Consider the following 14,371-nt stretch of genomic DNA (forward strand, 5'->3'; position numbering starts at 1 on the left):
GGGGAGGAATGCGATGAACGATCCTGTGCTGCAGGCAGAGGGGCTGGTGCGGTCCTACGGCAAGACTCAGGCGCTGCGCGGTCTATCGGTGACGATCGCCTCGGGGGAGATCGTCGCGGTGAGCGGCCCCAGCGGCTGTGGCAAGTCGACGCTGCTGCACTGCCTGGCCGGCATCATCGTGCCCGACTCCGGCGCGGTGCGCTATCGCGGCCAGCCGCTCGGCGAGATGAGCGAGAAACAACGATCGCGGTTGCGCCGCACCTCTTTCGGCGTGCTGTTCCAATTCGGACAGCTTGTCGCCGAGCTCCCGGCGGTGGACAACGTCGGTCTTCCATTGCTTCTTGGGGGGTACCAGAAAAGGATCGCTGATTCCAAATCCCTGGAATGGCTGCAGCGATTGGGTGTGGCCGAGGTAGCCTCGGCGCTGCCTTCCGAGATGTCCGGCGGTCAGGCGCAGCGGGTGGCCCTGGCCAGGGCGATGGTGACCGAGCCGGAGGTGCTGTTCGCCGACGAGCCGACCGGAGCGCTGGACAGCCTGGCCGGTGAGCAGGTGCTGGAGGTCCTGACCTCCCATGCGCGGCAACGGAATATGACCGTCGTTCTGGTGACCCACGACGCGAAGGTGGCCGCCTACGCCGACCGTGAGGTGCTGCTGCGCGACGGCGCTCAGCTGGCGGCCGAGGTGCCGGCATGAGCGTGTCCACATTGGTCAAACTGGCCTGGGCAGGCCGTCACGCCGATCGGTTCCGGCTCGTGTTCACGGCGCTGGGTGCCGCGCTGGGCACGGTCGCGATGCTCGCCGCCGCAACGGTTTACTGGCTTCCGGCTACTGAGATCATCACCCCGTTGCCCGGTGGCTACACGATCGAGATGCACCACCGCTATACCAGCGGGCTGCTCAACGACACCGCTGCCCGGCCCTGGTTCGCGGCCTTCCTCCTGGTGCTGGCTCTGCCGGCGCTGGTGTTCGCGGCGCAGAGCGCCCGCCTGGGTGCTCCGGCGCGCGACCGCCGCCTGATGGCGATCCGGCTGGCCGGAGCCACCCCGGGTCAGCTGCGCCTGATCGCCGTCGCGGAGACCGCGGTGGCCTGCGTTCTTGGCGCGCTGGTTGGCATCGGCGCCTACTTCGCGCTCCGCCAGCTGGCACCGGGGCCGGTGCTGTTCAACCCGGATGCCGACCCGTACGACTTCCCCGGCTGGCGGCCGGGCAACGGCCTTGTGCTGCGGTTGCCGCTGCCCTCCGACGCTTTGCCACCGGTGTGGGTCTTTCCGGCGGTGGCCGTGTGCATCCCGGTCCTCGCGGCTGCGCTCACGACAATAGCGTTGCGGCGCTTGACCATCACCCCGCTGGCCGTGACCCGCCTGCCACGGGTGCGCGGGCTGCGCTGGTGGCCGCTTGCCGCCATCGCGGCCGGCTTCGGCCTGCTCGCCTTGCACCGGATTCTCGGCCGCGTCGACTTCGGTGACAAAGACGTGACGCTGCCGCTTTCCGCGTGGAGCGCGGTAATCCTGCTTGGCGTGGGCGTTTCCCTGTGCGCGGTCCCGCTCGGGCAGCTGGCCGCGCGGATAGCGTTGCGCCACTTGCGTTCCGCCGCGCCGCAGCTGGCCGCGCGCTGGATCATCGCCGATCCGTGGAACGGCAGCCGAAGCCTGGCGGTGGCGCTGGTTGCCGTCTGCGGTGCGGCTACGGCGATCGAAGGCATCAGCTATGGACGGTCGATCGGGATGACCGGCCGGGCTCTCAACGGTGACGTGCAACGGTTCGGCTTACTGGCGCTGGCTATGACCCTGCTGGTGGCAGTGGCAGGGCTGCTGTTTGCCATCGTGGAAGGGCTGCTCACCCGGCGCCGGGCGCTGGCAAGCCTGGTCGCCGCCGGAGCACCGACCGCAGTTCTGGCACGTGCCGTGCTGTGGCAGGCGCTCCTGCCGACCGTCCCGGCTGTCGCCCTGGCGATCCTCGTCGGGCAGACAGCCATCGCCACCGCGGAAACGCTGCCCTCGCCGAGCGATCCGATCTGGGCACAGACAGCCCTCGGCGTGGGCGCGATCGCCGGCATTGCCGCAGCCGCCTCGCTGAGCCTGATCGTGCTCCGGTCCACCGTGAAGGTCACCGAACTGCGCCTGGAATAGGACTTGGCTTCAGGTTGAGCGCGTGGATTTTCTCCTCCACGCTGCGCGCCTCGGCCAGCTGCAGCTCGCCGTAGACGGTCAAGGCCTCCTGCCATGCGTCGTGGGCGGCTTGGTCGTCGCCGATGGCGTGGTGGGTGTCGCCGAGGCGGGCCTGGGTGTCAGCCAGATCGTGGCGGTCTCCGAGCTGGCGCTGCAGCGCGATGGCTCGCTGATAGCAGTCGATGGCCTGGGCGTGCTGGCCGAGGTGATGGTGAACGTAGCCCAGGCTGTCCAGCGTGTAGGCGATGCCAACCCGGTCACCCAGCTCTTCGAGCAGGAGGAGGGCCTGCCGGCAGCAGTGCAGGGCTTGGCCGTATTGGCCGAGTTCGGCGTGGTACCAGCCGACGCCGTTCAGCTCATTGGCCACCCCCGGCCGGTGGTCGGCGGCGCGGAACAGGGCCAGGCCGCGCTGAGCCTGGCGTAGCGCCTCTTCCGGGTTGCCTTGGCGCCAAAGGAGATAGGCAAGGTTGCGGCGAGCGTGCGCCTCGCCGATGGGGTCGTCGATCGCGGCGAAGAGGTCGAGAGCTTTTTCGGCGTGCTGGCGGGCCTTCTGGTACTGCTTGACGGCGAGCTGGGCGATGGCCAGGGCCCGGTGGGCCTGCGCCTGGGCTGCCTGATCGCGCAGGCGGCGCGCGGCGCTCAGGGCCGCCTGCCACGTGCCGGCCAGCGTGTGTCGATGGCCGCGCCGGATGAGATAGGTGTCGATGGACCAGGCCAGCTGCCAGGTGTGGCTGTCGAGGCCCGCGTCGGCGGCATACCGCTGGGCGGCAACCAGATTCGGCTCCTCGGCGGTGAACCAGCGCATCGCCTTTTCCCCGTCGGCAAGGTGCTCGACGATGACGTCGGGGGCAGGAGGGTCCAGCGGAAGCCGGCTGGGCTCCCGCTGCGGATTGAGCAAGCGGTCGGCGCGATGGGCGGTGTGCAGGTAGTGGAGCAGAAGCCGTGCTGTCGCCGCGCGGCGGTCCGGCTCGGGATCCCGATGACCGGCCAGCTCGGTGGCGTAGTCGCGGAGCAGATCGTGGATCGCGTACCGGTCCGGGGCGTGCTCGGTGACCAGGTTGGCGTCGGCCAGCTCGGTCAGCAGCCGACGGGTCTGGGTTGGGGGATGGCCGGCCAGGCTGGCCGCCGCGGGCGTGGCGATGTCCGCGCCCGGGTGCAAGGCCAGCAGCCGGAACAACCGCGCCGCGGACGGGCTCAACGCGGTGTACGACCACGAGAAGACCGACCGGATCCCGCCCGATCGGTCCCCGGAGTCCAGAGCGTCGAGCCGGCGGCCGCTGTCGCGCAGTTCTTCGGCGATGGCGGTCAGCGAGAAGCCGGTCTGCTGGGCTCGGGCGGCGGCGATGACCAGTGCCAGCGGCAACCGAGCACAGGCGGCCACAATCGCTTCCACCGCTTCCGGTTCGGCGCTGACCCGGTCGCCGCCTAGGCGCTGGGCCACCAGTTCCCCAGCCTCGGCCGGGGAAAGCAGCTGCAGGCCAAGCGGATGAGCGCCATCTCGTGCCACGAGCGCAGAAAGCTGATTGCGGCTGGTGATCACCACCAGCACGCTGGCGGTTCCTGGCAGCAGCGGGCGCACCTGTTTGGCGTCGCGGGCGTCGTCGAGCACGATGAGCATCCGCCTTCCCGCCAGCTGACTGCGGTAGCGGCCGATCTGGGCGTCGAGGCTGGCGGGTGCGCTCTCGGCCGGCACGCCGAGCCCGTCCAGCAGGATCGGCAAGGCCTCGTCGGGCGTCATGGCCCGGGCGCTGGGATCGAAGCCGCGCAGGTTGATGCACAGCTGCCCATCCGGGAACCGGTCGGCCACCCGATGCGCCCAATGCAGGGCCAACGCTGTCTTGCCGACTCCGGCGGACCCGGACAACACGATGACCCCTCCCGCCGGGTTTTCAGCGCCGTCGAGCAGGCGATCCAGCCGGTCCAATTCGCGGCGACGGCCGGCGAAGCCCGCTATGTCGCGCGCCAATTGCGCTGGGACAGTGGGCGCGACCGCCTCGGCCGGGCGGACGGCTGACGCGCAGAACCGCTCCCGTTCCTGCCCTTCCAAGCCGAGCGCTTCGGCCAGCCGGCGCACCGTGGCGGGCCGGGGTGAACCCCGCCCGGCTTCGAGGCTGCGGACGGTCTTGGGATCGATGCCGGCCTTGCCCGCCAAATCCTCCTGGGTCAGGCCAAGCCGGTGCCGGTGTCCCCTTACCTGCTCACCGAAAGCACGCCCAGCCACGCCATGCAGCGTCGTGAATGCACAGCCGCCTGTCAACCCGGCAGCGCGCAGCAACCAGCCAGCCTGGGCCAACGCTGGCCAGGCTCGCCGAAAGTCAGCCGACCGCCCCCGTCAGCCGGCCGGACACCACCCGCCTTACGGTGCCTTACCTCCTGCGATGGGAACCAGGGCGCTCACCGGTAGTTCACCGGTAATTGGCGCCGAGGCGTCAGTGTTGCCCCCCACTGTCCTCTGTGGACAATGTCGGCTACACCGCGGCGGCGGTCGGCCACCGAGGGTGATTGTGGCGCCACGTCTTCGGCGCGGTAGCCGACGGTGATGCCACCGATGGGCACGTACTCATCCGGAATGCCGAACTCGGCCCGGAACGCGTTCGTGTGCGCGGGTACCTCGACCTGCGCGTCGAAGTCCTCGCCCGACCTGGGCATGATGCCGAAGAAACACGCGCCGAGCCCCTCGTCCACGGCCGTGAGCAGCATCATCAACGCCGCCATGCCGGTATCGATGTACCAGTAAGGCACCGGCCAGCGCGCCTCCGCCCGATCCTGCCAGCCCTTGTCCGGCTCGGCGTACCGCTGCAGATAGGTGGCCTTGTGCGCCAGCGGAACCACCACGAGCGGCGCGTCCTGCATGGTCGGGGTCTGCGCCACCCGGGTCGGGACAAAGGGCCAGAACCTGGCCCGGTCGGCGGGATCGGTCAGCGCGAGAAACGCCCAGCCCTGCGAAAATCCAGCCGACGGCGCACGTAACGCGCTGGCCAGCACCCTTTCCACGACCTCGGGGGCAACCGGACGATCGGAGTAGTGGCGCACCATCCGGCGACGGCGGATCACCTCGGCATATTCCATATGCCGGATTGTGCCACCATGCCGGTGCTGGTCAGCAGCGAGCCAAGAAGTCGAGCACGCGTTCGGTGACGAGGGCGGCCGCGGCGGGGTCGTAGCTGGGCAGTGAGCTGTCGGTGAACAGGTGCCGATCACCGGGGTAGACGAACAGCTCGGCGCTGTCGGTCTCCTTGACCAGGGCGCGGGCGGCGTCGAGGTCACCCTCCTTGGCGAAGAACGGGTCGGCGTCCATGCCGTGTACCTGGACCGGCACCCCGGCCGGCCAGGCCCCGCCGAACTCGGAGGGCGGTATGCAGGCCTCGAGCAGCACCGCGCCCCGAGCCCCGGCCCGGGTCTGGGCCAGCAGCTGCGCGGGCATCACGCCCAGCGAGACGCCGATGTAGACCAGCTCGGCGGGCAGGGAATCGGCGGCCCGCACGCCCCGCTGCTGAACCTCGCCGAAGCCGACCTCGCGGGCGTAGCCGATGCCATCGTCGAGGGTGGAGAAGGTATTGCCGTCGTACATGTCCGGCGTGTGCACGGTGTGTCCGGCCTCGCGCAGCCGGTCGGCGAAGGCAACCATGCCCTCGGTCAGGCCCTGGGCGTGGTGCAGCAGTAGAACTTCAGTCATGCGAACACCATAGAACCCAATGCGGACGTTGTGCTTCCGGAACCGCCAAGCACGGCTGATTGGTAGGGCTGGCCCTACGCCGACTTGGGGGGCGCGCGGCAATGTGCCGGCCGTGGCAATCGGCCATCGTTGATACTCATGATTGCTTTGCAGCGCTGGCATCGCCCGCTGATGCTGGTTTCCGGATTCATGGCGGTGCTCACGGTGGTATCGGTGACCGGGCTCATCGTCGACGATCGCGTCCTGCTCGGGGTGCCGATCTGGCTGAAGCCGTTCAAGTTCGCGGTGTCCTTCGGGATCTATTCGGTGACGCTGGCGTGGATGCTGTCGTTGCCGCACAAGGGTCAGCGCTGGACCTGGTGGCTCGGCACGGTCTTCGCCGTCATGGGCGGCCTGATGGATGTCAGCATCGTGTTCGTGCAGGCCGCGCGCGGCACCTTCAGCCACTTCAACTCGTCGACGGAAACGTTCGACAACACCATCTCCGTGATGTTCGGCATTGGCGTACAAGGAATAATGCTGACCAACATCGCCATCGCGGCCATCCTCGGCTTTCAGCACCTGCGCGACCGCGCGGTCAGCCGAGCCATTCACGCGGGCCTGTTCCTGGCGCTCGCCGGGATGGGGGTCGGGGTGCTGATGGTGTTCGTCACCGATGGCCAGCTGGCCGTCGACGCCACCGGCCGCGAGATTGAGCTGCTGGGCGGGCACAGCATGGCGGTGCGCGACGGAGGCCCGGGGATGCCGCTGACCAATTGGAGCACCATCGGCGGCGACCTGCGCGCGCCGCATTTCCTTGGCCTGCATGGCTTGCAGGCGATGTTGCTGGCCGCCATGGGCGTGGGATTGCTCGCCCGCCGGTACGGCGCGTTGCGCGACGAGGGTGTGCGGGTGTCCCTGGTGACCGTGTTCGGTTGCGGCTACACGGGTTTGGTTCTGCTCGCGACGTGGCAGGCGCTGCGCGGGCAGCCGGTCATCCATCCGGATGCGATCACCCTGGCTGGTCTCGGTACCCTCATCGTGGCAATGGTTTTGGGTCTTTGGGCGGTGCTGGCGCAGGGTCGGCGCCGCCTTGCCTCGCAGCGGGTCTAGCGGAAAGCGTCAGCAGGTGGCCTTCTGGAAAGGTGGCGCCTGCGGCGGAGCGCTGTCGGGCGTCATGTAGGCGGCGATGTCACGGAAGACAGGGTCGCCTGCGTTCGGGTAGTTGCCCTGGCAGTCGAAGGCGCCCGGCAGGAAGGTCACCGCGACCGAGATGCCGACCTGCGCCGAGGGCAGGTAACCCTCGATCGCGGCATAGCCGCCGAGCAGCGGGTTCTGCAAGATCCAGTCGCCGGTGCGGACCACACCGAGACCGTAGTTGTAAATCTCGGTCTGGGTGAAGCAGGAGGGCGCGCAGTTGTCCTGCTTGTGGCCAAAGCCCAGCAGGTTCGGGTCGGTCATGGCGTGGAAGCTCTCGGGTGTGAGGAGCTTGCCGGTGCCCACGGCGATGGCCGTGGCGGCCAGGTCGTCGATGGTGGTGGTCTGGTTGGCGCCGACCGGCGTCCCCCAGTCGGAGTTCCAGAACGTCGACTCCTCATAGAACGGGGTGCTGGGCGGGATGCCCAGCGCCTGCCGGCGTTCCGAGTCGAAAGCGTGCAGCACCGGATCGGCGATGCTGCCGGTCTGCGAGGCGGTGGTGTGGGTCAGGAACATCGGGCCGAGCACCTTCTCCTGCAGCAGCACGTCCAGGGGCTGGCCGCCGATCTGGGAGAGGATCTGGCCGAGAATCATGAAGTTGGTGTGTGAATAGCTCCAGTTGGTCCCGGGCGGGAACTGTTGCGGGCGTGAGAAAGCGTACTTGAGGCGTTCTTCGTAACCCCATGACTGGAACGGATTCTGTACGTAAGCGTCACCCCACTTCGGATCGGTCTCGAAGTCGGGGTACCCGGTGGTCTGGTTGGCCAGCATCTTCAACGTCACCGCTTTGGCCTCCGGCAACTCCGGCTGCCAGCGGTCGATGGTGTCGTCCAGCTTCGCCTTGCCCTCCTCGACGAAGAGCATGAGCAAGGTGCCCAGATAGGCGAAAACGACTGCGCCGTTGCGGAATCGCATCTCGGTCGTGGCCGGTACGCCGTCCAGCGACTCACCGAAGGCTTGGCTCGTCACCACGTCAGCGCCCTTGGTCACCTTGACGATGACGCCCCGCAGCGAGTAGGTCTTCATCGCCTCGCGGACGATTTTGGCGATTTCTTCGGCCTGCGGAGTTTCCGCCGCGACCGCAGTTGCTCGCGGCACCGCACAGGCCGAAGCGATCGCCAGCGACATCGACAGCGCGACAACCCCCAAAAAACGGCTTGCCATCTCGGTCTCCGTTCCGGGCTGGCGGCCCAGCCTAATGAGATGCTATGGGGGACATAGCGAATCGATAGGCGTTTTACGCGTTTTGATGTGATGCGATGCGGGCATGATGAGAACCATGATTGAACCGATCGCCACCCACAACCTCGACCGTTACGGAAACGCGGAGCTGCCGTGGAGCCGCCCGCACGGCATCCTGGCCGACGAGAAGACCGCCGCGCAGGACCTGACCTACTTCATCGCGACCGTGCGGCCCGACGGACGATCACATTCCGCGGGCGTGGGGGCGGTGTGGGTGGACGATGCGCTGTACTTCGTCAGCGGGCCGGACACGCTCAAGTCGCGCAACCTGGCGCACAACCCCGCCTGCAGCGTCGCGGTACGCCTGCCTGGCCTCGATCTGGTGCTGGAGGGCGACGCCCACCGGGTCACCGATCCGTCCACTTTGGAGCGGGTGGCAGCCGTCTACCGCACCAGCGGCTGGCCGGCGTCGGTGGAAGGGGACGCGTTCACGGCGGCCTACAACGCCCCCAGCGCGGGCCCCCCGCCCTGGCACCTTTACCGCCTCACCCTGCACACCGCGGTCGGCGTGGCCGGGGCCGAGCCGCACGGCGCGAGCCGCTGGGACTTCGCGCACTGAACTTTGCCCGCCCGTGAACCTGCCGCGCCCCGGCGGGGACTATCAACATGTGGAACAGGTCAGGCGCGACGCGCTGCTGGTGGTCCAGGCACAGCTCGGCGACCGGCGGTCGCTGGCCGAGCTGGTGGGGCACTGGCACGACCCCATCTGGCGTTATGTGCGGCGCATGCTGGGCTCTCCCAGCCTGGCCGACGATGTTAGCCAAGAGGTGTGGGCGGCCGCGCTGAAAGCGCTGCCCCGCCTGCAGCAGCCGGACCGGTTCGCGCCATGGCTGTTCACCATCGCGAGGCGATCGGTGCTGGACCGGCTCAAGGAAAGTTACCGCCCCGAGGAGGCAGCCGAACCCGAGGCGGCCGTTGGCGATCATGCGGCGGCCGTGCTCGATCGCGCGCAGCTGGCCGAGGGCCTGGCCGGGCTGCCCGCCCGGGAACGCGAGGTGCTGATCCTTTTCTATCTTCAGGACCTGACGCTCGAAGATTGCGCCCGGGTTCTTGACGTTCCGCCGGGCACGGTCAAGTCCCGGCTGTTTCGCGCTCGCCAGTTGCTGCGCGACATTCTCGTCGACAAGGGGTACCCGTCATGACCGAACATCCCAGGCACACCCCGGAGCAGGTCCTGCGTGGGCTGTCGTTGCCGCGCCGGGCCGGGTACGCGGTGGCAGGCCTGGCCGGGCTGGCCGGCGCGGCGATGCTGACGGCGCTGTGGGCGACCGAGCCCGCCGCGCTGCCGGCCCGGACCCGGCTCGCCTTCGCCGCTCTGATCGCGATCGGGCTGGCCTGGGCGGCGTTCGCCGCCTGGGCGCTGGCCCGCCGACCGCTTTTCGCCGTCGACCGGCTCGTCGCCGCCGCGCTCGCGGTCGGCTTCAGCACGCTGAGCACGGCCGGCACGGTCGCGGTGGCGCTGGCCCGTGGCAGCACCGCTGATGTGCTGGTGGCCGCCGGGGTCGGGCTGACCCTCATCGTCATCTCGACCGTCATGCTGGCCCGCGCCCGTACCTATCGTGCGGTGCTTCTCGCCCGCAGACGTGAACTGGGTGGTCGCGAAATGCTGCCCATCGGGCCGCTGGCGCTGGCGATGCGCCACCGCGGCGGGGGCAGGATCGCCATCGCCGCTCTGATCGTGGGCGCGGCTCTGGTGGCCGGTCTCGTGCTGTTGTTGCGCTGAGAGGCCGGCTCAGCCGAGCACGCGAGTGAGATAGTCGTTGCCGAAAAGGCCTTGCGGGTCGAGTTTGGTGCGCACCGCAAGGAAATCGTCGAAGCGCGGGTAAAGCTTGCGCAGGCGTTCGGCGTTCAAATGGTGAATCTTGCCCCAATGCGGGCGGCCTTCGTAGGCGCGGAAGATGTCCTCCACCCCGCGGAAGTATTCGTTGTAGCTCTCCTTGTAGTAGCGGTGCACCGCGATGTACCCGGTCTCGCGGCCATATGCCGTGGACAGCCACAGGTCGTCCGGGGCGGCGGCCCGCACCTCCAGCGGGAAGGAGATGCGCCATCCGTTCGCGGCGATCAGCCGCTCGATGTCACGCACCGCGCTGGTGACCGCCTCACGCGGCAACGCGTATTCCATCTCGCGGAAGCGCACCCGCCGCTGGGTGGTGAACACCTTGGTGGAATCGTCGGTGAACTCGCGATCGCCGGTGAGTTTGGAAGCGGTGCGGTTGAGAAACGGGATCGCGGCCGGCATGGCCTTGCCGACGTTGCATACGCCCGCGAACACCGTGTTGGCCATGAGCGAGTCGTCGAACCAGCGTTTCGCCTTTCCCAGTGGCCGGCGCGGGGCCTGGGCGGGCAGCCGGGTATTCGTCTTGGTCAACGCGGTCCTGGTGTGCGGGAACCACCAGAACTCGTAGTGGTCGGTGGTCAGGCATCTGTCCAGATAGGACTCGAGCACCGCCTCGAACGGCTCCGGCCGCTCCACCGCGTGCAGCCGGAAGGCGGGGACACAGCTCAGGGTCACGTCGGTTATCACGCCGAGCGCGCCGAGCCCGAGCCGTGCCGCCGGGAAAAGCTCGTCATCGGCGGTCAGCTGCAGGATCGAGCCGTCCGCGGTGACCAGGGTCAGGGCCGCGATCTGGGCGGCGAGACCCCGGAAGGCCGCGCCCGTGCCGTGGGTGCCGGTGGAGGTCGCGCCGGCGATGGTCTGCGCGTCGATGTCGCCCAGGTTCTCCATGGCCAGCCCGAGCGGGGCGAGCAGCCGGGGCAGTTGGTGCAGATGGGTTCCGGCCCCGATCGTGACCTGATTTCCTTGCACGTCAAGCACTCCGGACAGGCCGGACAGGTCGAGCTGAACGCCGGGGGCAACCGCTATGCCGGTGAAGGAGTGCCCGGCGCCGACCGCCTTGACCCGCAGCCCGTCGCGTCGCGCGGCGGCCAGGACGGCGGCGACTTCGGCCGCAGACCGTGGCCGCTGCACCCGTACCGGGGTGACATTCTCGCTGCGCGCCCAGTTGTGCCATTGCCGTGTCATAGAAAAGCCTTTCCTTCACCCCGATAGGTGGGTACCGAGGAAACCACCGCGTCGCCGTCCACCACGTGCAGCTCGTTGGTGTGCTCGCTCAGCTCCCCGGACTTGGTGTGGCGGGCCCAGACCCGGTCGCCGATGCGCAGCTGCCGCGCGGCCGCGCCCACCACCGGGGTCTGCACCTCGCCCGCCATCTCCCGGGGAACCATCCGCAAACCCTGCGGCCACACGATCTGTGGCAGCCGATCCGCCCCGGGCGGGCCCGACGCGATCCACCCGCCGCCGAGCAGCGTCACCCTGTCCGGCGCGGGCCTGCGCACGACCGGCAGCGCGAAGGCCGCGGCCGGAGCGGGCTTGAAGTGCCGGTAGTTGTCGAACAGATGCGGCCCGAAAAGCCCTGAGCCCGCGGCGATTTCGGTCACGGATCGGTCGGCTGCCGTGACTTCGATGCTGCCGGTGCCGCCGCCGTTGACGAACTCCAGCTCGGCCAGCTCGGCGACGGCCTTGACCGCCAATGCCCGCCGCTCACGCAGCTCGGCCATTGACGCCTGCTGGATCCTGCGCACCAGCATGCCGCGCAACGGTTTGCCGGCCGGCGCGTTGCCGAGCCCGGCCACCTGGGCCTCGTAACCCATGACTCCGACCAGCCGGAAGCCCGGCCTGCCCACGATGGTGCGAGCCAGATTCCTTGCCTGCTGAGGGGTGTGCACGGGCGAGCGCCACACCCCGATGTGGCCGAGCGGACGCGAGGCCCACGACGAGTCGAGCTCGATGCAGACCCGGATCGGTTCGCGTTCGTGCGGGGAGACCGCGGCGTCGATCAGGTCGAGCTGCCCGGGGGAGTCCACCATCACGGTGACCCGCTTCGCGAGCTGTTCCGAGGTGGCCAGCTTCCGATACGCCGATCGGTCGGTGCTCGGATAGCCGACCACCACATCGTCGAGCGTCTCGGCCAGCCACAGGGCTTCAGCGAGGGTATAGGCGAGCACGCCGCGATATCCGGGCACGGCCAGCGCCGCCTCGATCACGGCCCGGCACCGCACCGACTTGGTGGCTATCCGGATCGGTTTGCCACCGGCCCGGCGTACCATGTCGAAGGCGTTGTAGGACAAGGCATCCAGGTCCAGGACGGCGAAGACCGGGTCCAGGTGTGAGGTTGCCGAGTCCAATCTGGACCAATAGCCGATCGGGTCGTAGCGCGAGTCGTGCCGGAGTTTCATTCATCTCACCTGTTTGATCGGCAGCACGGCCGCCGCCCCGATGAGCGAGGTGACGCCCGCGACCACGTAAAGCGAACCGAAGCCGCCGAGGTAGGCCACGATCATCGCGCCCAGCAGCGGCGCGATCGCCTGCGGCACCGCGGTCGCGATATTCATGATACCCAGGTCCTTGCCGCGGGTGGCCGGGTCCGGCAGCACCTGCGTGGCGAGCGCCTGGTCGACCGAGAGGAAGCAGCCATAGCCCAGGCCGAGCAGGCCCGCGCCGAGCATCGCGACCTGGTAGTGCGGAAAGAATGCGAGCAGCAGGGCGGCGATGCCCTGCAGCGCGGAGGCCAGCCACACGAACGGCTTGCGCCGGCCGGTGCGGTCGGAGAGCTTGCCGAGAAACAGCGAAGCGAGAACGACGAAGAACATGTAGATGAGCGTCAGCTCAAGGATCGACGCCTCGGCGTCGCGCACCTTGAGGTGATCCTCGAGGAAGTAGAAAAGCAGGGTGGTTCCGAAGGCGTTGCCGAGGTTGACCAGTACCCGGCTGAGCAATGTCCAGCCAAAGTCGGGATACTGCCGCGGGCTGATCCAGAATCCCGTGTGCGGGTGCACCTGCGAAACCGGCTGGTCGGGCATCCAGATGACGAACGGCACCACCAGCACTACCAACAAAATAGCCATCAGCTGGTACCCGGCCAGTTGCCCCAAAGCCAAAGCGGTGACCAGAAGGATGCCCAGAATCGTGCCCACCGCTTGGGGAGCCGAGATCCATCCGGAGACGAAGCCGCGCTGGTTGACCGGAACCTGGTCGGAGATGGTGGCGGTCAGCGCCGCGGTGAGCACGCAGAAGCCGACAAGCGTGGCGGTCCACCAGACCCCGATCCCCACGATGTCGTGCTGGTATCCCAGCAGGACCAGTGAGCCGGCGAAAAGCGCTGTCCCGCCCGCGATCCACGGCCGCCTTCGGCCGAACCGGCCGGTGGTGCGGTCGGAGAGGGCGCCGGTGAGCGGGTAGGCCACGAGCGCGAACACGCCCGCGATGCCGGAGATGATGCCGAAGGCGATCACCTTGTCCTGCCACGCGGTCGCGTCGAGGCGCGCCTCGACCTGCATCGGCAGCAACAGCTGAACAGGGGTCAGCTGGGCCATCCAGATGCCCAGCCAGGCGGTCGCGAAGAGCGCTATCCATCCGCCGGTGACCCGCCGGGTCGGATCGGCGAAGCCTTTTTCGGCCGGGACTTGTGCAATATCCGTCATAACGGCCCTTCCTGAGCCAATGAAGCCAGCGCTTCCGCGGCGAAGTCGATGACGCCTTCCGCGGCGGCCATGTCGCGGTCCACGAGCCAGCCGAGGGTGAGACCGTCGGTGAGGGTGATGAGGATCCGGGCCATCTGCGGGATGGGCTTTTTCCAGGTGAGGTCGAACTGTTGCGCGACAGCCTCGAGGATGCCGGCCGCGGCGCGGTAATAGCTCTCGTATTGCAGCCGCGCCGACCCGCTCAGCTCAGGGGTGCGCAACGCGTACTGGGTCAGTTCCAGCATCGCCTGCTCGCGCAGCGGATCGCTGGCGACCACGTCGAGAAAAGCCTTGAGGCCATGGCGGATGGTGGTGCGCAGATCGCCCGCGATGCTCAGCGCCTCCGCGGCGGCGAGCGCCTCGTTTTCCACCACGAATCGGATCAGCTCGGCGATCAGCTCATCGCGGGAGCGGAACGCGTAATGAAAGCTCGCCAGCGGCATGTCCGCCTCGGCCACGATGGCTCGCGTGGTGGCGGCGGCCACGCCGTCGCGGGCGATGACGCGCAGCGCGGCCTGCACCAGGCTCGCTCGCCGCTGCGCGGCCGCCATCCGCACCATCTGCGCGTCTCGTCTTCTCGTCCCGACC

The 14,371-nt window shown here is 68.6% G+C and carries 14 protein-coding genes; 6 read left to right on the plus strand and 8 right to left on the minus strand.

The annotated features are described in order from the left end of the window. Nucleotides 1-13 precede the first annotated feature (13 nt). Together Rhe02_RS06740 and Rhe02_RS06745 are read left to right on the plus strand one after the other, a co-directional pair. Complete coding sequence (locus Rhe02_RS06740; RefSeq protein ID WP_203907200.1) at nt 14-694, plus strand: ABC transporter ATP-binding protein; 681 nt, start codon at nt 14-16, stop codon at nt 692-694. Next, complete coding sequence (locus Rhe02_RS06745; protein WP_203907201.1) at nt 691-2,130, plus strand: FtsX-like permease family protein; 1,440 nt, start codon at nt 691-693, stop codon at nt 2,128-2,130. The genes Rhe02_RS06740 and Rhe02_RS06745 overlap by 4 nt, the downstream gene beginning before the upstream one ends. Here Rhe02_RS06745 and Rhe02_RS06750 read toward each other — a convergent pair. The 3 genes from Rhe02_RS06750 to Rhe02_RS06760 form a co-directional block, all read right to left on the minus strand. After that, entirely contained in the window at nt 2,108-4,390 is a 2,283-nt protein-coding gene (locus tag Rhe02_RS06750) for an ATP-binding protein (RefSeq protein WP_203907202.1), read from the minus strand. The two genes, Rhe02_RS06745 and Rhe02_RS06750, sit on opposite strands and share 23 nt — an antisense overlap. 173 nt (nt 4,391-4,563) lie before the next feature. Then, complete coding sequence (locus Rhe02_RS06755; RefSeq protein WP_203907203.1) at nt 4,564-5,238, minus strand: nitroreductase family protein; 675 nt, start codon at nt 5,236-5,238, stop codon at nt 4,564-4,566. 31 nt (nt 5,239-5,269) lie between these two features. Further along, nucleotides 5,270-5,845, minus strand: a complete 576-nt coding sequence (locus tag Rhe02_RS06760) for a dienelactone hydrolase family protein (protein ID WP_203907204.1) — start codon at nt 5,843-5,845, stop codon at nt 5,270-5,272. A gap of 138 nt (nt 5,846-5,983) precedes the next feature. On the opposite strand from Rhe02_RS06760, the gene Rhe02_RS06765 reads away from it, so the two are divergent. Next, nucleotides 5,984-6,937 carry a hypothetical protein gene (locus Rhe02_RS06765; RefSeq protein ID WP_239123469.1) on the plus strand — a complete coding sequence of 318 codons (954 nt, stop codon included), beginning with the start codon at nt 5,984-5,986 and terminating at the stop codon, nt 6,935-6,937. A gap of 9 nt (nt 6,938-6,946) precedes the next feature. On the opposite strand, the gene Rhe02_RS06770 is transcribed toward Rhe02_RS06765, so the two are convergent. Beyond that, nucleotides 6,947-8,185 (minus strand): serine hydrolase domain-containing protein, encoded by a 1,239-nt coding sequence (locus Rhe02_RS06770; protein ID WP_203907205.1) that lies wholly within the window; start codon nt 8,183-8,185, stop codon nt 6,947-6,949. A 115-nt stretch (nt 8,186-8,300) separates the two neighbouring features. Between Rhe02_RS06770 and Rhe02_RS06775 the strand changes: the two genes are divergently transcribed. The 3 genes from Rhe02_RS06775 to Rhe02_RS06785 are packed head-to-tail and all read left to right on the plus strand — an operon-like array spanning nt 8,301 to nt 9,986. Further along, on the plus strand, nt 8,301-8,822 hold the full coding sequence (locus Rhe02_RS06775) for a pyridoxamine 5'-phosphate oxidase family protein (RefSeq protein WP_203907206.1): 522 nt from the start codon (nt 8,301-8,303) through the stop codon (nt 8,820-8,822). Nucleotides 8,823-8,871: 49 nt separating this feature from the next. Further along, nucleotides 8,872-9,405 carry an RNA polymerase sigma factor gene (locus tag Rhe02_RS06780; protein ID WP_203907207.1) on the plus strand — a complete coding sequence of 178 codons (534 nt, stop codon included), beginning with the start codon at nt 8,872-8,874 and terminating at the stop codon, nt 9,403-9,405. After that, a complete protein-coding gene (locus Rhe02_RS06785; RefSeq protein WP_203907208.1) occupies nt 9,402-9,986 on the plus strand; it encodes a hypothetical protein in 585 nt (194 codons plus the stop codon). Before Rhe02_RS06780 ends, Rhe02_RS06785 begins: the two co-directional genes overlap by 4 nt. A gap of 9 nt (nt 9,987-9,995) precedes the next feature. Here the strand turns inward: Rhe02_RS06785 and Rhe02_RS06790 are convergent, their stop codons facing one another. Genes Rhe02_RS06790 through Rhe02_RS06805 form a run of 4 tightly spaced genes read right to left on the minus strand, consistent with a single transcriptional unit; the run spans nt 9,996 to nt 14,343 of the window. Next, complete coding sequence (locus tag Rhe02_RS06790; protein WP_203907209.1) at nt 9,996-11,285, minus strand: D-arabinono-1,4-lactone oxidase; 1,290 nt, start codon at nt 11,283-11,285, stop codon at nt 9,996-9,998. Then, nucleotides 11,282-12,499, minus strand: a complete 1,218-nt coding sequence (locus Rhe02_RS06795; RefSeq protein ID WP_203907210.1) for an amino acid deaminase/aldolase — start codon at nt 12,497-12,499, stop codon at nt 11,282-11,284. Before Rhe02_RS06795 ends, Rhe02_RS06790 begins: the two co-directional genes overlap by 4 nt. Continuing rightward, nucleotides 12,500-13,744: an MFS transporter gene (locus tag Rhe02_RS06800; protein WP_203907211.1), complete on the minus strand. Its 1,245-nt coding sequence runs from the start codon at nt 13,742-13,744 to the stop codon at nt 12,500-12,502. Beyond that, entirely contained in the window at nt 13,741-14,343 is a 603-nt protein-coding gene (locus tag Rhe02_RS06805) for a TetR/AcrR family transcriptional regulator (protein ID WP_203907212.1), read from the minus strand. The genes Rhe02_RS06800 and Rhe02_RS06805 overlap by 4 nt, the downstream gene beginning before the upstream one ends. Nucleotides 14,344-14,371: the final 28 nt, after the last annotated feature.

Origin of the sequence: Rhizocola hellebori, from assembly GCF_016862955.1 — a bacterium.
Taxonomy (GTDB): Bacteria; Actinomycetota; Actinomycetes; order Mycobacteriales; family Micromonosporaceae; genus Rhizocola; species Rhizocola hellebori.